Genomic DNA, 15,039 nt, shown 5'->3' with positions numbered 1-15,039 from the left:
TGCAACTCGGGGAGCGTCCTGTGCACGACGTGTACAACGGCATGGCGGCCACAGAGCTTCGCGGAGTCGTCTGGCAGAAGAGCAGACACAGCAACTCCCAGGGTTCCTGCGTGGAGTTCGCGAAACTGCCCGGAGGGGATGTGGCGATGCGTAATTCACGCCACCCCGACGGGCCTGCCCTGGTCTATACGCCCGCCGAGATAGAGGCGCTGCTTCTCGGGGTGAAGGACGGGGAGTTCGACCACCTCATAGCGGGCAGCTGACCGAGCCCCCGGGCCGGTGCCCGGCCCGTACCGGCCCGACGCGATCCGCCGACGGCGGCCACGCGCCGGGCACGCGCCCTCAGTTGTCGGACAGCCGGAACAGCGCCCAGACCACCTTGCCGCGCGGCGCCGCCGCGCTGTTCAGGTTCTCCGCCCCCAGGGCGGGGGAGGGGTGCCAGCCCCAGGAGTCGCTGAAGGACTCCACCAGGAAGAGACCACGGCCCGATTCCGCCGAGTCGGCCGCCTCGGAGGCGACGGGGCTCTCCTGGCTGGGGTCGCGCACGGCGCACACCAGGCGTGAGCTCCAACGCATCAAGTGCAGCCGTACGGGCGGTTCCTGGAAGTCCGGTGCGGTGTCCCCGGGCAGGGCGTGCCGCAGGGCGTTGGTGACGAGTTCGGAGACGACCAGTGCGACGTCGTCGAAGCGATCGTCCAGTCCCCAGCCGCTCAGCGTCTTCCTGGTGAACCGCCGTGCCCCGCCCACGGCTTCGTACCGGGCGGGCAGTGTGCAGGTGGCCGAGCCGGAGACGGCTGAGGGATCGATGGGGGGAAGCCCCTGCCTTAACGGCTCGAGCATCGTCGATCCATTCGTCCCCATGCGAGGCACTCCCGGGATTCGCGGCTGTACCCGTACTACGGGGTACAGCGGCACAACACGAACGAGCACGCAGGTGCGCGAGAGCCATGGTTCCGAATGCGCAGGGCAGATGCAAGGGCAGATGCACGTGCACGCGCCGGACCTGTCCGAACCCGTGCCGGTTCTTGGTCATTTCTTCCTGCGTGTATTTCCGTAGCTTTGCGGCGGCCTTGCCATTTCCGTAATCGAATGAGTACGGGCTGAAGCGTTTTGGTGGCAGAATCCGGCACTTGGGGTTCAGGGGGAGCCCCGGTGTCCAGGAAGCGATGGGGAGGATCGGGTCAGTGGCGGCAGGCGAGTCGAGTGGATCTGTGGTGCGGCGCATCCTGCTGGGCTCACAGCTCAGGCGGCTGCGCGACTCCCGGGGGATCACCCGGGAGGCGGCCGGCTACTCCATCCGGGCTTCCGAATCGAAGATCAGCCGCATGGAGTTGGGACGGGTGAGCTTCAAGGCCAGGGACGTCGAGGACCTGCTCACGCTCTACGGCGTCACGGACGATGCGGAGCGCGACGCCCTGCTCGGCCTGGCCCGTGAGGCCAACATGGCGGGTTGGTGGCACAGTTACGGGGACGTGCTGCCCGGGTGGTTCCAGACGTACGTCGGTCTGGAGGGAGCGGCATCGCTCATCCGGGTGTACGAAGTCCAGTTCGTCCACGGTCTGTTGCAGACCGAGTCCTACGCGCACGCGGTCGTCGCGCGGGGCATGGGTGACGCCCCCGCCGTCGAGATCGACCGCCGCGTCGCGTTGCGGCTGGAGCGCCAGAAGGCCCTCGTCTCCGAACGTGCACCCCGCTTCCACGCCGTACTGGACGAGGCGGCGTTGCGCCGGCCGTACGGCGACCGTGAAGTCATGCGCGGACAATTGCGGCATCTGATCGAAATGTCGGAACAGCCCAACATCACTCTTCAAGTGATGCCCTTCAGTTTTGGCGGGCATGCCGGCGAGAGCGGTTCTTTTACGATGCTCCGATTCCCCGAATCCGATCTGTCGGACATTGTCTACTTGGAGCAGCTGACAAGTGCGCTCTATCTGGACAAGGCCGAAGAAGTCGCTCAGTACGAAAAGGCCATGGCGCGGCTGCACGAGGACAGTCCCGGCCCCGAGGAGAGCCGCGATCTGCTCCGTGGTCTACTCCAACTCACTTGATTCATCAGTACGATGGCGGTTCGACGGGAGTCTGCACCTGAGTTAAGGGATCGCATGTCCTTCTTCTACGAGCTGGCCGACCAGTACATCGACGGTGAGTGGCGGACCGGAACCGGCTCGTGGGACATCATCGATTTCAATCCCTACAACGGGGAGAAACTCGCCGCGATCACCATCGCGACAGCGCACGAGGTCGACCTCGCCTATCGGGCCGCCGAGCGTGCCCAGCGGTCCTGGGCCACCACCGGCCCGTACGAGCGCCGCAGGGTTCTGGAGCGAGCCCTGGACGTCATCGGGAAAATGCGCGACGAAATCGTCGAGGCGATCGTCGACGAACTGGGCGGAACCCGTCTCAAGGCGGAGTACGAGGTCCGGGTCGCCGAGGAATTCCTGCGCGACGCGATCCATCGGACACTGCGCCCCCGGGCCCACATCCTGCCCTCCGTGGCCGATGGCAAGGAGAACCGCCTCTACTGCGAACCGGTCGGCGTCATAGGGGTCATCAGCCCCTTCAACTTCCCCTTCCTGGTGACGATGAAATCCGTCGCGCCGGCCCTCGCGCTCGGCAACGCGGTCGTCATCAAGCCCAATCAGAACGCCCCGGTCGTCGGCGGCGGACTGATCGCCAGGATCTTCGAGGACGCGGGCCTGCCCGCCGGGCTGCTCAACGTCCTGATCACCGATGTCGCCGAAATAGGGAACGCGTTCATCGAGCACCCCGTACCCAAGGTGATCTCCTTCGCGGGCACGGACCGCGTCGGCCGCCAGATCGGCGCGATCGCGGCCGGGCACTTCAAGCGGACGATCCTCGAACTCAGCGGCAACAGCGCCCTGGTGGTGCTGGACGACGCGGACATCGACTACGCGGTCGACGCGGCCGTCTTCAGTCGCTTCGTGTACCAGGGGCAGGTCTGCATGGCCGCCAACCGCATCCTGGTGGACCGCGGTGTCGAGCGGGAGTTCACCGAGAAGTTCACCGCCAGGGTGGCCGCACTGAGGACCGGTGATCCGCGTGACCCGGAGACCCACATGGGTCCGGTCATCAACACCTTCCAGGCGGACGCCCTGACCGCACTGGTCGACCAGGCACTCGCCGAGGGGGCCACCGCGCTCGTGCGGGGCGGGACCCGCGGCAATCTCGTCGAGCCGACCGTGCTCACCGGGCTCCCCGAGGGCTCCCCGCTGCTGTCCCAGGAGATATTCGGCCCGGTGGCGCTGCTGGTGCCGTTCGACGGCGAGGACGATGCCGTACGGATCGCCAACGACACCCCGTACGGGCTGAGCGGCGCCGTGCACACGCGCAGGGCCGAGCGCGGAGTGCGGTTCGCGCAGCGGGTCGTCAGCGGCATGTTCCACGTCAACGACTCCACCGTCCAGGACGATCCGCTGGTCGCCTTCGGCGGCGAGAAGTCCTCCGGGATCGGCAGGCTGAACGGCGAGGCGACCGTCCGCGCCTTCACGACCGAGACATGGATGTCCATTCAGCACGGCCGGAGCGCGTTCCCCTTCTGACAGCCGTTCCGCCACATCGAGGACAGAAGCTGACCGCAAGGGTCCGTAGCTTGGTCGGTGTCAGGAAGAAACCGGCACGGCTCACCAAGGCGGTCATCATGGTCACTCACGTTCCCGCGGAGACCTCTGGCGACGAGCGCGGCGCGCTCCTCTCCTTCGTCGAGGCGCAGCGCGGCGCGATCCGGCGCTCCCTCATCGGTCTGACCGAGGAGCAGGCGGCGAGCCGGCCCAGCGCGAGCGAGCTCTCCCTGTCCGGGCTGTTCAAGCACGTCGCCGAGGGAGAGCTCAACTGGCTCCGGATGGCGCAGCAACGGCCGAGCGAGACCTCCCGGACCGAGGAGACCTGGGCGGACAGCTTCCGGCTCGTCGGCGACGAGACGGTGGAGGGGATGCTGGAGTTCTGGGACGGCGTCGCGGCCGAGGTCGAGGAGTTCATCGGCTCGTTGCCCAGCTTGGACGACACCTTTCCGCTGCCCGACGCGCCGTGGTTCCCGAAGGAGGGGCGGGTCTCGATGCGGTGGCTGCTGCTCCATCTCGTCGAGGAGCACGCCCGGCACGCCGGGCACGCCGACATCATCCGCGAGTCCCTGGACGGCCGTACCGCGTTCGAGTTGGTGGCCGAGGCGGGCGGTTACGCTGATCAAAGTTGAATAGAAGGGGTGCGTGACATGTCCGCGATCCGGCTGCTGGTCCTCTGCGCCGTGCGTCAGCACGGCCGGGCGCACGGCTATCAGGTCCGCAACGACCTGGAGTACTGGGGTGCGCACGAGTGGTCCAACGCCAAGCCCGGGTCGGTCTACCACGCGCTGAAGCAGATGGCGAAGCAGGGACTGCTGATCGCCCACGAGACCGCTCCGAGCACGGCGGGCGGTCCGCCCCGTACCGAGTACGAGATCACCGAGCGGGGCAACGAGGAGTACCTCACGCTGCTGCGTGCGGCGCTGACCTCGTACGACCAGAAGCTGGACGTGCTGTCGGCGGGCCTCGGCGGCATCGTCGACCTGGAGCGGGCCGAGGCGGTCGCGCTGCTCAAGGAGCGGGTGGCCGGCCTCGCGGCCTGGCGGGCCTCGGTCACCGAGTACTACACGCCGGAGGCCGGACCGGGGTCGCTCGGCCACATCGGCGAGATCATGAACATGTGGGTCCACTCGGCGGACGCCGGTGCGGAGTGGACGCGCGGGCTGATCGCCCGCATCGAGGGCGGCGCGTACACCTTCGCGGGGGAGGGTGAACCCTTCATCGGTGTGCTCGCCGAGGGGCAGGAGAACCCGTACGCGACGGGTGTCCGGGACCCCGGCGACGACGAGTAATCAAGTTTGACGAATGGGGTCGGCGGCGTTACCTTCGACCTCGCTAGTCAAGTTTGACTACGGGAAGGTGTGGGGACTTTGACCGACGCGATCGTTGTCGAAGGTGTGCACAAGCGATACGGGGAGAAACGCGCCCTGGACGGCTTGGACCTCACGGTCCGCCGCTCCACCGTCCACGCCGTGCTCGGCCCCAACGGCGCGGGCAAGACCACGGCCGTACGCATCCTGTCCACGCTGCTGCGGCACGACGAGGGGCGGGTCGAGGTGGCGGGGTTCGACGTACGGGAGCGGGCCGGCGAGGTCCGGCGCCGCATCGGGCTGCTCGGGCAGTACGCGGCGGTCGACGAGGAACTCGGCGGTCGGCAGAACCTGGAGATGTTCGGCCGGCTGTACCACCTGGGCGCCCGCCGGGCGGGCGCGCGGGCGGACGAGCTGCTGACCCGCTTCGGTCTCGTGGACACCGGACGGCGGCCGGTGAAGCAGTACAGCGGCGGCATGCGGCGACGGCTCGATCTGGCCGCCTCGCTGATCACCGACCCGGAGGTGCTCTTCCTGGACGAGCCGACCACCGGACTCGACCCGCGCGGCCGGGCCGAGGTGTGGTCGGCGGTGCGCTCCCTGGTGGGCGGCGGCACGACCGTACTCCTGACCACGCAGTACCTGGAGGAGGCCGATCAGCTCGCGGACCGGATCTCGGTCGTCGACGCCGGACGAGTGGCCGCCGAGGGGACGTCCGACGAGCTGAAGGCGATGGTGGCCGGGGACCGCATCGATGTCGTCGTCCGGGACGGGTCCCGACTGGCCGCCGCGGCACGACTGCTGGGTGACGGCGCGGTCGTCGACGCGGACCGGCGGCTGATCGGGGCACCGGCGCCGGACCGGATGGCGGCCCTGACCCGGACCGTACGGGCCCTGGAGGAGGCGGGCATCGAGGCGGAGGACATCGCGGTGCGACGCCCGACACTCGACGAGGTCTTCCTCGCGCTGACCGAGCGGAAGCTGGAACACACGGAGGTGGCGGCATGAGCGCGATGAGCTGGGCGGTGTCCGACTCCTGGACGATGACCCGGCGCGAACTGGCGCACTGGGCGCGCCAGCCGGTCCGGATCGTCGTCGGACTGGTCTTCCCCGTGATGCTGCTGCTGATGTTCAACTACCTGGTGGGTGGCGGGCAGGGAGTCGACGGCGACAATACCGAGTTCCTGGTGCCCGGCATGCTCGCGCTCACCGTGGCCTTCGGCCTGGAGTCGACCATGATCGCGGTCACCCAGGACCTCGACAAGGGCGTCATCGACCGGTTCCGCGCCATGCCGATGGTCTCCGGTTCGGTACTGGTCGGCCGGAGCGTCGCGGACATGCTCCAGTCGGTGGCCGCGCTCGCCGTGATGACCGGCGTCGGCTACGCGGTCGGCTGGCGCTGGCACCACGGGCCGGCCGCGGCGCTGGTGGCGATGGGGCTGCTCCTGCTGCTGCGGTTCGCGATGCTGTGGACCGGCATCGAGCTGGCCCTGGTGGCCGGGAAGCCGGAGCTGGTGCAGGCGGTGCAGATCCTGGTCTGGCCGGTCGGCTTCCTCTCCAATGTCTTCGCCACCCCCGATTCGATGCCGGGGTGGCTGGGCGCGGCCGTCGAATGGAACCCGATGTCGGCCACGGCCACGGCGGTGCGTGGCCTGTTCGGCAATCCGGGCGGGGCGGGCGGCACCTGGGCGTCCGACCATGCCGAACTGCTCGCGGTGGTCTGGCCGCTGGTGCTGCTTGCGGTGTTCTTCCCGCTGGCCGTAAGAAGGTTCGCCCGGATCGGCCGCTGATCGGGGTGCTCGGCGCTCAGTGGTGGAAGGACGTCGCCGCCTGTTTGTCCTGGCTCAACGGGTGCGGCTGGCGGCGCAGGTCGGGCAGGATCAGCCGGAGGTCCTCCAGCAGCAGCTCGGCGAGGTCCGACGAGAAGCCGTTGCGGCACACCACCCGCAGCACCGACAGGTCCTGCCGGTTGGCGGGGAAGGTGTACGCGGGCACCAGCCAGCCCTGCTCCCGCAGCCGGCGGGACACGTCGAAGACGTCGTACGCCTCCACGTCCGGCGCGGTCGTCAGCGCGAAGACGGGCAACTGGTCGCCCTGGGTGAGGAGCCGGAAGTCTCCGAGCTTCTCGATCTGCTGCGCCAGCGCGGTCGCGACGTCCCGGGAGGCCTGCTGAACGGCCCGGTAGCCGTCCCGGCCCAGCCGCAGGAACGTGTAGTACTGCGCCACCACCTGTGCGCCGGGCCGGGAGAAGTTCAGCGCGAAGGTCGGCATGTCGCCGCCCAGGTAGTTGACCCGGAAGACCAGCTCCTCGGGCAGCTCGGCGGGCGAGCGCCACAGCGCCCAGCCGACCCCCGGGTAGACCAGGCCGTACTTGTGCCCGGAGGTGTTGATCGAGGAGACCCGGGGCAGCCGGAAGTCCCACACCAGATCCTCGTCCAGGAACGGCGCCACCATCGCACCGGACGCCCCGTCCACGTGGACGGGGATGTCCAGGCCGGTGCGTTCCTGAAGGGCGTCCAGGACCGCGCAGAGCTCCGCGACGGGCTCGTAGGAACCGTCGAACGTGGAGCCCATGATGCCGACGACGCCGATGGTGTTCTCGTCGCAGAGATCGGCCGCGGCCTGCGGGTCGAGATGGAAGCGGTCGCCCTCCATCGGGACCAGCCGCGGCTCGACCTCCCAGAAGTTGCAGAACTTGTCCCAGCAGACCTGCACATTGATGCCCATGACCAGGTTCGGCCGGGCGGTCGCCGGGTAGCGGTCGGCGTTCCTGGCGGCCCAACGGCGTTTCAGCGCCATTCCGGCGAGCATGCAGGCCTCGCTGGAGCCGGTCGTCGAACAGCCCACGACGGTCGAGGGGTCGGGGGCGTTCCACAGATCGGCGAGCATCGCCACGCACCGCCGTTCCAGCTCGGCGGTGCGGGGGTACTCGTCCTTGTCGATCATGTTCTTGTCGCGGCACTCGCCCATCAGCACCCCGGCCTGGGGCTCCATCCAGGTGGTGACGAAGGTGGCCAGGTTGAGCCGTGCGTTGCCGTCGAGCATCAGCTCGTCGTGGACCAGGCCGTAGGCGATCGAGGGTGACATCGGCCCGTCGGGAAGCCGGTGCCGGGGCGGCGCCGACTCCATTCCGGCGATCGGGTCGGCCTCTCCGTAGAACGGGTTGAGGGCGAGTCTGCGGCGCTTCTCGGACGGCTCCGTACCATGCGAACCCTTGTGGAGAGGCATCGGTGAACAGCCTTTCTCGGCTCTCGGCGGTCTTTTGTGAACCGCCACGGTCCTGTGGGCGTGCGGTGCGTTCAGCTCTCGGCGGCGAGGCCGTCCTTGATGGCCCGGGTGAACCTCACGACCCGTTCGGCTTGGACCCGGGCGGCGGTCAGGGTCTGCACACCGACCGGGATGTCGCCCTGGCCCGCCACGTGCGAGGTGCCGTACGGGTTCCCGTCGACGAACTTCGACGGGTCCGTGTAGCCGGGGGCGATCAGGATGCCGCCGAAGTGGTGGACCGTGTTGTAGAGCGCGAGCAGCGTGGACTCCTGGCCACCGTGCGCGGTGCTGGTGGAGGTGAAGCCGCTGTAGACCTTGTCGGCGAGACGGCCCGCCTGCCAGAGGCTGCCGAGGGTGTCGATGAACTGCTTGAGCTGGGAGGCGACGTTGCCGAACCGGGTCGGCGTACCGAAGATCACGGCGTCCGCCCAGATCACGTCGTCGTGCGACGCCTCGGCGACGTCCGCGGTCGCCCGCGCGTTGGCGGCCCAGGCCGGGTTGGAGTCGATGGCCGCCTGCGGGGCGAGTTCACGGGCCCTGCGCAGCCGTACCTCCGCACCGGCCTTCTCGGCGTCCTGCGCGATGGCCTCGGCCATCGCGGCGACGGTGCCGGTCGAGGAGTAGTAGATGACGGCTACGTTGACGGGCGTGGGCATCGCGGCGACCTCCGGCAGAGCCTGAAGGGGCGTATCGGGGCATATCCGTACGGAGGAGACGATACGGATACCGGTGGCATCCGGCGCGTCGAGCGGAGTCCGGGCCGGAGGGCGCGTCGTACGCTCCGGCGCCGCTCGGGGCTGGGGCCCGGTACTCGTCGCCGCGCCGGGCTCACCTCAGCGGCGTACCGTCCTCGTGCAGTTGCATCTGCGGTCGCCCGGTCACCAGCAGCCAGGCCGGCAGCGAGGCGATGCACAGTATCGGGAGGACGGCCGCGCCGCCGACCAGCACCGCCGCGGTGAACAGGCTCAGCCAGCCCTGCCGGGTGACGGCCAGCAGTACGCCCAGCACCGCACACGGCGCCGCGAGCGCCACCGGCACCGAGGGGACCAGGGCGTGGGCGCAGAGCCCCAGGGCCACCCCCGCGAAGACGGCGGGGAAGATCCGCCCGCCCCGGAAGCCGCAGGTCGCCGCGATCAGCAGTGCGGCCGTCTTCACCACGGCCATGACCGCGAACTGCCCCGCCGACCAGCCGCTCGGGTCGGCGGCGAGCACCCTCACCTCGTCGAGCCCCTTGAACAGGGTGAGATGACCGCCCAGTGCCCCGAGCAGGCCGAGCAGCAGCCCGCCGAGGGCCGGCGCCAGGACCGGGTGCTTCAGTGCCCGGAAGAACCGGTGCGTGTACGGGAAGGCGTACACCGCCGCCAGGCCCAGTACCGCACCCGCCAGGGCGATGACGACCGAGGAGAGCAGATCGCCCCAGTGCGGGCGGGTGTACGGCGGCAGCGACAGGTCGAAGCTGGGGTGGGCCAGCAGCGTCATGGTGAGCGCGCCGGCGGTGCCCGCCGCGAGCGGGCCGAACAGCCGGTCCCAGAGCGCACCCGGTCCGGGGCGCGAGGCGAGCGTCTCGGAGAGGATCAGCGCGGCGGCGACCGGGGTGCCGAAGAGCGCGCCGATGGTGCCGGCCGCCGCCAGCGAGATCCACAGCTCCGCCGTCGTGCCGGGAGCGAACCGGCGGCCGAGCCAGTAGGTCAGCGCGATATTGGCGGCCGTGATCGGATTCTCCGGGCCGAGGCTGATCCCGCCCGCGAGCGTGAGGACGGTCACGAGCAGCAGTCCCGGAACCACGACCGGCGCGAGAGGCGGATCCACCAGCCCGGTGGTCGCCGGATCGGGACCGGCGTGACCGGGCACCACCCGGACCAGCAACCCGACCACCAGCCCGCAGGCGGTGAGCATCACGATCATCCAGAGCGAGGAGTAGCGGCCGATGGAGAGCGCGTCGGGGACCGTCCCCCAGAGCACGTCCTGAAGCTTCTCCGCGAGCAGGCTGATCCCGAGCAGGACGAGGGCCGAGGCGACGCCGACGGCGAGGGCGGGCACGATGACGGGCAGCAGCCGGTGTACCGGAGTGGTCCCGGCGCGGGCGGTTGTGGCGGACGTCGGTCGGGCGGGAGGGATTTCGGCGGGCGGGGGAGAGTCTGCGGCCATCGGCTCACCATAACGACGCAAAAGCCATATAACCCCTCCAATGGCGCCGGAGGTGGTGGTGTTCCGGGCTTGCACCTCACGTCACGTCAGGACCCAGGCTCGGTACGTACCGGAAACGGAGAAGGGAGCGGGGAGTCGTGGACTACTCCGTGGGACAGGTCGCCGGATTCGCCGGGGTCACGGTGCGCACTCTGCACCACTACGACGGCATCGGACTGCTCTCGCCCGGCGGGCGCAGCCACGCGGGGCACCGCCGCTACGACGACGCCGACCTCGACCGGCTGCAGCAGATCCTGTTCTACCGGGAGCTCGGCTTCCCGCTCGACGAGATCGCGGTACTGCTCGACGATCCGGCCGCGGACCCGCAGGAGCATCTGCGCCGCCAGTACCGGCTGCTGACCGACCGGATCGCCGAGCTCCGGAAGATGGCAGCCGCCGTCGAGACAGCCATGGAGGCACGGAAGATGGGCATCAACCTCACGCCCGAGGAGAAGTTCGAGGTCTTCGGGGGCAAGGACCCCGAGGAGCACGCGGAGGAGGCCGAACGCCGCTGGGGCGGCACCGCCGCCTACGCCGAGTCGCAGCGCCGGGCCGCCCGCTACACCAAGGAGGACTGGAAGCGGATGCAGGCGGAGGTCGCCGACTGGAGCGCCGCCTACGACGCGCTGATGGAGGCCGGTGAACCGGCCACCGGCGAACGGGCGATGGACCTGGCCGAGGCCCACCGGCTCCACATCACCGGGTGGTTCTACGAGTGCACGCCCGAGATGCACCGGGGGCTCGGCGAGATGTACGTGTCCGACCCGCGGTTTCGCGCGTACTACGAGTCGATGTGGCCGGGCCTGGCCGCGCACCTGCGGGACGCGATCGACGCCAATGCGGAGCGCCTCTCATAACCCGCGCACGTAACCCGCGCACGCGCGGCCGGCACGGGGGCGGAAGCGCCCCCCCGTGCCGGCGTCACTCAGATCTTGCTGATCACGGCCGCCGTGCCGTACGCGCAGACCTCGGTGCCCACGTCGGCCGCCTCGGTCACGTCGAAGCGCATCATCAGGACCGCGTTGGCGCCCCGTGCCCTGGCCTGTTCGACCAGCCGCTCCATCGCCTGGTTCCGGGTCTGGACGAGCGTCTTGGTCAGCCCCTTCAGCTCGCCGCCGATCATGGACTTCAGCCCGGCGCCGATCTGGCTGCCGAGGTGGCGGGAGCGCACGGTCAGACCGAACACCTCACCGATCACGCGGGTCACCTGGTAGCCCGGTACGTCGTTCGTGGTGACGACCAGGACATCCGACTGGTCCGCCTGCCCGCCGCCGAAATCCTCGATACTCATCGTGTGGCACCTCCTGGAGAGAGCTTTGTCCCGGTTGGCCCCGTGCCTATTTTCGCGGGGGCCACTGGAACCCGTGGACGTCATTCTCCGTTGATAGCTTTGGGCGGCCACGCAGCCCCCATCGAACGATCCAGGAGCCCGGACCCTTGAATACGCTTGCGCTCGGACCGAGCTGGCTGGACCCGGACTATCTCATCAACACCTTCGGACTTCCCGGCGTCCTCCTCGTCGTGTTCGCCGAGTCCGGACTGCTGATCGGCTTCTTCCTGCCCGGTGACTCCCTGCTGTTCACCACGGGGTTGCTGGTGACCACGGGGCAGCTGAAGTCTCCGCTCTGGCTGGTCTGCGTCCTGGTGGCGCTGGCGGCGATCATCGGCGACCAGGTGGGGTATCTCTTCGGCCGCAAGGTCGGCCCGTCGCTCTTCAAGCGCCCGGACTCCCGCCTCTTCAAGCAGGAGAACGTCGAGAAGGCACACGAGTTCTTCGAGAAGTACGGGCCCAAGTCGCTGATCCTGGCCCGTTTCGTGCCCATCGTGCGTACGTTCACGCCGATCATCGCCGGTGTGAGCCGGATGAACTACCGCTCATTCATCACGTTCAACATCATCGGCGGGGTGCTCTGGGGCGTCGGGGTCACGCTGCTCGGCGCCGCACTCGGCAAGATCGAGTTCGTGCACCAGAACATCGAGGCGATGCTCATCCTGATCGTGCTCATCTCGGTGGTGCCGATCGCGATCGAGTTCCTGCGGGCCCGCTCCAAGTCGAAGAAGGAGGCGGCGGTGGCCGGCGGTGGCGAGGGCCAGAGCCCGGTCACCGGCCAGCGAGGCCGCCACGCCAAGCGCTGACCCGGGGAGCCGGTTACCCGGCGGCCGGTCAGAAGCCGCGCGTCCGCTTGGCCGCGCGGCGGTTCGCTCCGCCGACCGCCCCCGGCACCCGCATGAACAGCCGGGAGATCTCGCTTCCCAGGTTGACCCCGATCGCGATGGCCAGCGCCGTCGCGACCGCGGTCGACAACGAGACGAGCCCCGCGTTCACATCGCCCTGCGCCATGCCCAGCAGACCGAAGTACGTGGCCGAGCCGGGCAGCAGCGGGCCGATCGCCGCCGTGATGAACGGCAGTGACGAGGTGTTCCGGTAGCGCGCGAGCAGCTGCCCGAACAGACCCACCAGGCCGGCCGCCGTCGCCGTCGCCAGCACCGGTGAGATGTGGGCGGTCCTGGCCATCGCGCCGAAGATCACCCACGCCACGGCGCCGTTGAGGGTCACCGCCAGCACCGTGGACCGGTCCTGCTGGAGCAGGATCGCGAACGCGAGACAGAGCGCCATCGACGCCAGGATCTGCACCACGGGCCGGTCCGGGGCGAAGAACCGGGTCCCGGGGTTCAGCTGGGCACCCAGCTGAACGCCCAGATACAGCACGAGCAGCACACCGACGACGATGCCGATGAACAGGTACATGACTTCGAGCAGGCGCGCGGCGGCGGTGATGTAGAAGCCGGTCAGCCCGTCCTGCACGCCCGCTACCAGAGCCCGCCCCGGCAGCAGCGCGAACAGCCCACCGGTGATGACCGCGGACGGCCGCACGTCCGACCAGTGGGTCAGCGTCAGCGCCACACCCAACGCGGCGGGAGGCATCGCCGCCACCACGAACTGGTAGAACTCCGGCAGCCCCCGCCCGGCACAGAGCCAGGCGAGCCGGTCGCCGAGCATCGCGCCGACAGCGGCCACCACGAACACCAGCGCACCACCGCCGACCAGTACTGATGCCGCACCGGCGAGTCCGCCGCCGGCCAGCGTCAGCACCCAGCCGGAATAGGGATGCCGGTTGCGCCGGATCTCCGCCAGGCGCCGGTACGCGTCCTCCAGCGTGACCTCGACATCCTCGGCGGTGATGTCGTCGATGAGCCGGAAGACGGCGGCCAGCCGGGTGTAGTCGGTACCACGACGGCGTACGGTACGGCTCGCCGTCACCGGGTCGTCGACCAGCGAGGGCTGGTGCGAGATCGACAGCAGGGTGAAGGTGACGGTGGGCTCGCTGCGGTCCAGACCGTAGCTGCGGGTCACCGCGAACATCGCCGCCTCGACGTCCTCGGCACCCTCGCCGCCGGCGAGCAGCAGCTCGCCGATGCGCAGCGTCAGGTCGAGCACGCGCGGCACCGCGGGGCCCGCCTCGTCGGACTTCTGCACCGGCTCGGGCGCTGGGCGCTCGGCGACCGGCATCCGCAGCATCGTGCGCATCCGGTCCTGCCAAGGGGCCTCCTTGGTCAGCCGGATCATCGGGCTGCCGTGCGCCGGGGTGAAGGCGGGCGGTGAGTGCTGGGCGCTGTAGGTGCGCGGCGGGGCGAAGGCGGAGCCGATCGTGTCCGAGCCTGAAGTCTGACCGGAACCGGAACCCGAAGCGGAGCCCGTTCCCGCCCCCTGGGGCTCGGTCGTCAGACCAGCCGGAATGGCAAACTCCGATGTCGGCTGGTCGTCCTCGGACGCGGACGTCCGCCGTCCCACCCCGGTCGGCGGGACGAAGGCGCTGCGCGCCTCGTCGGACTGGGGCTTCTGGTCCTCCGGACCGCCCGGTTCCGCCACCACTCGGCCTCGCTCCTCATTGGCTGCGCGTCTTCGATTGCGCTTGTGCCCAGTATGGCCACGGACAAGTACGCGGAGGCGAGGCGGGCGGAATCACGGGGCGCACGGACCCGCGGAGGGACCGGTACGCGGTCCGGACGGGCGGGCGCACGGAACGGGCGCGGCACACGGAAAACGGGCGGCACTCCATTGAGAGGAGTGCCGCCCGGTCCAGCACGGAACCGTAAACGGAACCGTGCGACGTACCTCGGCCGGAATCCGGACGTGACCCTCGGGTCAGTGCGCGCCGCCCTGCGCCTCAAGGCGCTTGTAGGAGGCCTCGATCTCGGCCTCGGCCTCGGCGCGGCCGACCCAGTCCGCGCCCTCGACGGACTTGCCGGGCTCCAGGTCCTTGTAGACCTCGAAGAAGTGCTGGATCTCCAGGCGGTCGAACTCCGACACGTGGTGGATGTCGCGCAGGTGCTCCACCCGGGGGTCGGAGGCCGGCACGCACAGCAGCTTGTCGTCGCCGCCGGCCTCGTCGGTCATCCGGAACATGCCGATGGCGCGGCACTTGATGAGGCAGCCGGGGAAGGTCGGCTCGTCCAGGATGACCAGCGCGTCCAGCGGGTCGCCGTCCTCGCCGAGGGTGTTCTCGACGAAGCCGTAGTCCGCCGGGTAGCTGGTCGAGGTGAAGAGTCGACGGTCCAGGCGGATCCGACCGGTCTCGTGGTCCACCTCGTACTTGTTCCGCGAACCCTTCGGGATCTCGATGGTGACGTCGAACTCCACGGGTGGCTCCTCCATGATCAACACATACGACTGGTGATTAAGTGTCCCCCACGCA

16 protein-coding genes are annotated in these 15,039 nt (G+C 69.5%); 9 read left to right on the top strand and 7 right to left on the bottom strand.

Going from position 1 to position 15,039, the window contains the following annotated elements; all coding sequences use genetic code 11:
• The first annotated feature begins 20 nt into the window (after positions 1-20).
• Positions 21-263: a DUF397 domain-containing protein gene (locus ACF1B9_RS20305; protein WP_391746106.1), complete on the top strand. Its 243-nt coding sequence runs from the start codon at positions 21-23 to the stop codon at positions 261-263.
• Positions 264-342: 79 nt separating this feature from the next.
• Here ACF1B9_RS20305 and ACF1B9_RS20300 read toward each other — a convergent pair whose 3' ends face one another.
• Positions 343-840, bottom strand: coding sequence for an ATP-binding protein (locus ACF1B9_RS20300; RefSeq protein WP_391746108.1), 498 nt, complete (start codon positions 838-840; stop codon positions 343-345).
• A gap of 326 nt (positions 841-1,166) precedes the next feature.
• Here ACF1B9_RS20300 and ACF1B9_RS20295 point away from each other — a divergent pair, with 326 nt between their 5' ends.
• The 6 genes from ACF1B9_RS20295 (at position 1,167) to ACF1B9_RS20270 (ending at position 6,678) form a co-directional block, all read left to right on the top strand.
• Positions 1,167-2,048, top strand: a complete 882-nt coding sequence (locus ACF1B9_RS20295; RefSeq protein WP_391746206.1) for a helix-turn-helix domain-containing protein — start codon at positions 1,167-1,169, stop codon at positions 2,046-2,048.
• A 54-nt stretch (positions 2,049-2,102) separates the two neighbouring features.
• Positions 2,103-3,560, top strand: coding sequence for an aldehyde dehydrogenase family protein (locus tag ACF1B9_RS20290; RefSeq protein WP_391746110.1), 1,458 nt, complete (start codon positions 2,103-2,105; stop codon positions 3,558-3,560).
• Positions 3,561-3,658: 98 nt separating this feature from the next.
• Complete coding sequence (locus ACF1B9_RS20285) at positions 3,659-4,210, top strand: DinB family protein (RefSeq protein WP_391746112.1); 552 nt, start codon at positions 3,659-3,661, stop codon at positions 4,208-4,210.
• Positions 4,211-4,228: 18 nt separating this feature from the next.
• Complete coding sequence (locus ACF1B9_RS20280) at positions 4,229-4,870, top strand: PadR family transcriptional regulator (RefSeq protein WP_391746114.1); 642 nt, start codon at positions 4,229-4,231, stop codon at positions 4,868-4,870.
• Positions 4,871-4,948: 78 nt separating this feature from the next.
• The gene (locus ACF1B9_RS20275) at positions 4,949-5,896 is read left to right on the top strand and encodes an ATP-binding cassette domain-containing protein (protein ID WP_391746116.1); all 948 of its coding nucleotides are present in this window, start codon (positions 4,949-4,951) and stop codon (positions 5,894-5,896) included.
• On the top strand, positions 5,893-6,678 hold the full coding sequence (locus tag ACF1B9_RS20270) for an ABC transporter permease (protein ID WP_391746118.1): 786 nt from the start codon (positions 5,893-5,895) through the stop codon (positions 6,676-6,678). Before ACF1B9_RS20275 ends, ACF1B9_RS20270 begins: the two co-directional genes overlap by 4 nt.
• Positions 6,679-6,694: 16 nt before the next feature.
• Here ACF1B9_RS20270 and ACF1B9_RS20265 read toward each other — a convergent pair whose 3' ends face one another.
• The 3 genes from ACF1B9_RS20265 to ACF1B9_RS20255 form a co-directional block, all read right to left on the bottom strand.
• Positions 6,695-8,116 (bottom strand): glutamate decarboxylase, encoded by a 1,422-nt coding sequence (locus ACF1B9_RS20265; protein WP_391746120.1) that lies wholly within the window; start codon positions 8,114-8,116, stop codon positions 6,695-6,697.
• 71 nt (positions 8,117-8,187) lie between these two features.
• Positions 8,188-8,811 carry an NAD(P)H:quinone oxidoreductase gene (wrbA, locus tag ACF1B9_RS20260; RefSeq protein WP_391746121.1) on the bottom strand — a complete coding sequence of 208 codons (624 nt, stop codon included), beginning with the start codon at positions 8,809-8,811 and terminating at the stop codon, positions 8,188-8,190.
• Positions 8,812-8,983: 172 nt separating this feature from the next.
• Positions 8,984-10,303 (bottom strand): ion channel protein, encoded by a 1,320-nt coding sequence (locus ACF1B9_RS20255; protein ID WP_391746123.1) that lies wholly within the window; start codon positions 10,301-10,303, stop codon positions 8,984-8,986.
• A 137-nt stretch (positions 10,304-10,440) separates the two neighbouring features.
• Here ACF1B9_RS20255 and ACF1B9_RS20250 point away from each other — a divergent pair, with 137 nt between their 5' ends.
• Entirely contained in the window at positions 10,441-11,199 is a 759-nt protein-coding gene (locus ACF1B9_RS20250; protein ID WP_391746125.1) for a MerR family transcriptional regulator, read from the top strand.
• A 68-nt stretch (positions 11,200-11,267) separates the two neighbouring features.
• Here ACF1B9_RS20250 and ACF1B9_RS20245 read toward each other — a convergent pair whose 3' ends face one another.
• Complete coding sequence (locus tag ACF1B9_RS20245; RefSeq protein WP_376211244.1) at positions 11,268-11,633, bottom strand: YbjQ family protein; 366 nt, start codon at positions 11,631-11,633, stop codon at positions 11,268-11,270.
• A gap of 146 nt (positions 11,634-11,779) precedes the next feature.
• Here ACF1B9_RS20245 and ACF1B9_RS20240 point away from each other — a divergent pair, with 146 nt between their 5' ends.
• Complete coding sequence (locus ACF1B9_RS20240) at positions 11,780-12,478, top strand: DedA family protein (RefSeq protein WP_391746127.1); 699 nt, start codon at positions 11,780-11,782, stop codon at positions 12,476-12,478.
• A gap of 28 nt (positions 12,479-12,506) precedes the next feature.
• Here ACF1B9_RS20240 and ACF1B9_RS20235 read toward each other — a convergent pair whose 3' ends face one another.
• The gene (locus ACF1B9_RS20235; RefSeq protein WP_391746129.1) at positions 12,507-14,216 is read right to left on the bottom strand and encodes a threonine/serine exporter ThrE family protein; all 1,710 of its coding nucleotides are present in this window, start codon (positions 14,214-14,216) and stop codon (positions 12,507-12,509) included.
• 273 nt (positions 14,217-14,489) lie between these two features.
• Positions 14,490-14,984 carry an inorganic diphosphatase gene (locus ACF1B9_RS20230; protein WP_003968257.1) on the bottom strand — a complete coding sequence of 165 codons (495 nt, stop codon included), beginning with the start codon at positions 14,982-14,984 and terminating at the stop codon, positions 14,490-14,492.
• Between the last annotated feature and the right edge of the window lie 55 nt (positions 14,985-15,039).

Source organism: Streptomyces sp. NPDC014727 (assembly GCF_043083485.1).
Taxonomy (GTDB): Bacteria; Actinomycetota; Actinomycetes; order Streptomycetales; family Streptomycetaceae; genus Streptomyces.
The sequence above is the reverse complement of the archived record's forward strand: the minus strand, read 5'-3'. Positions and strand labels throughout refer to the sequence as shown.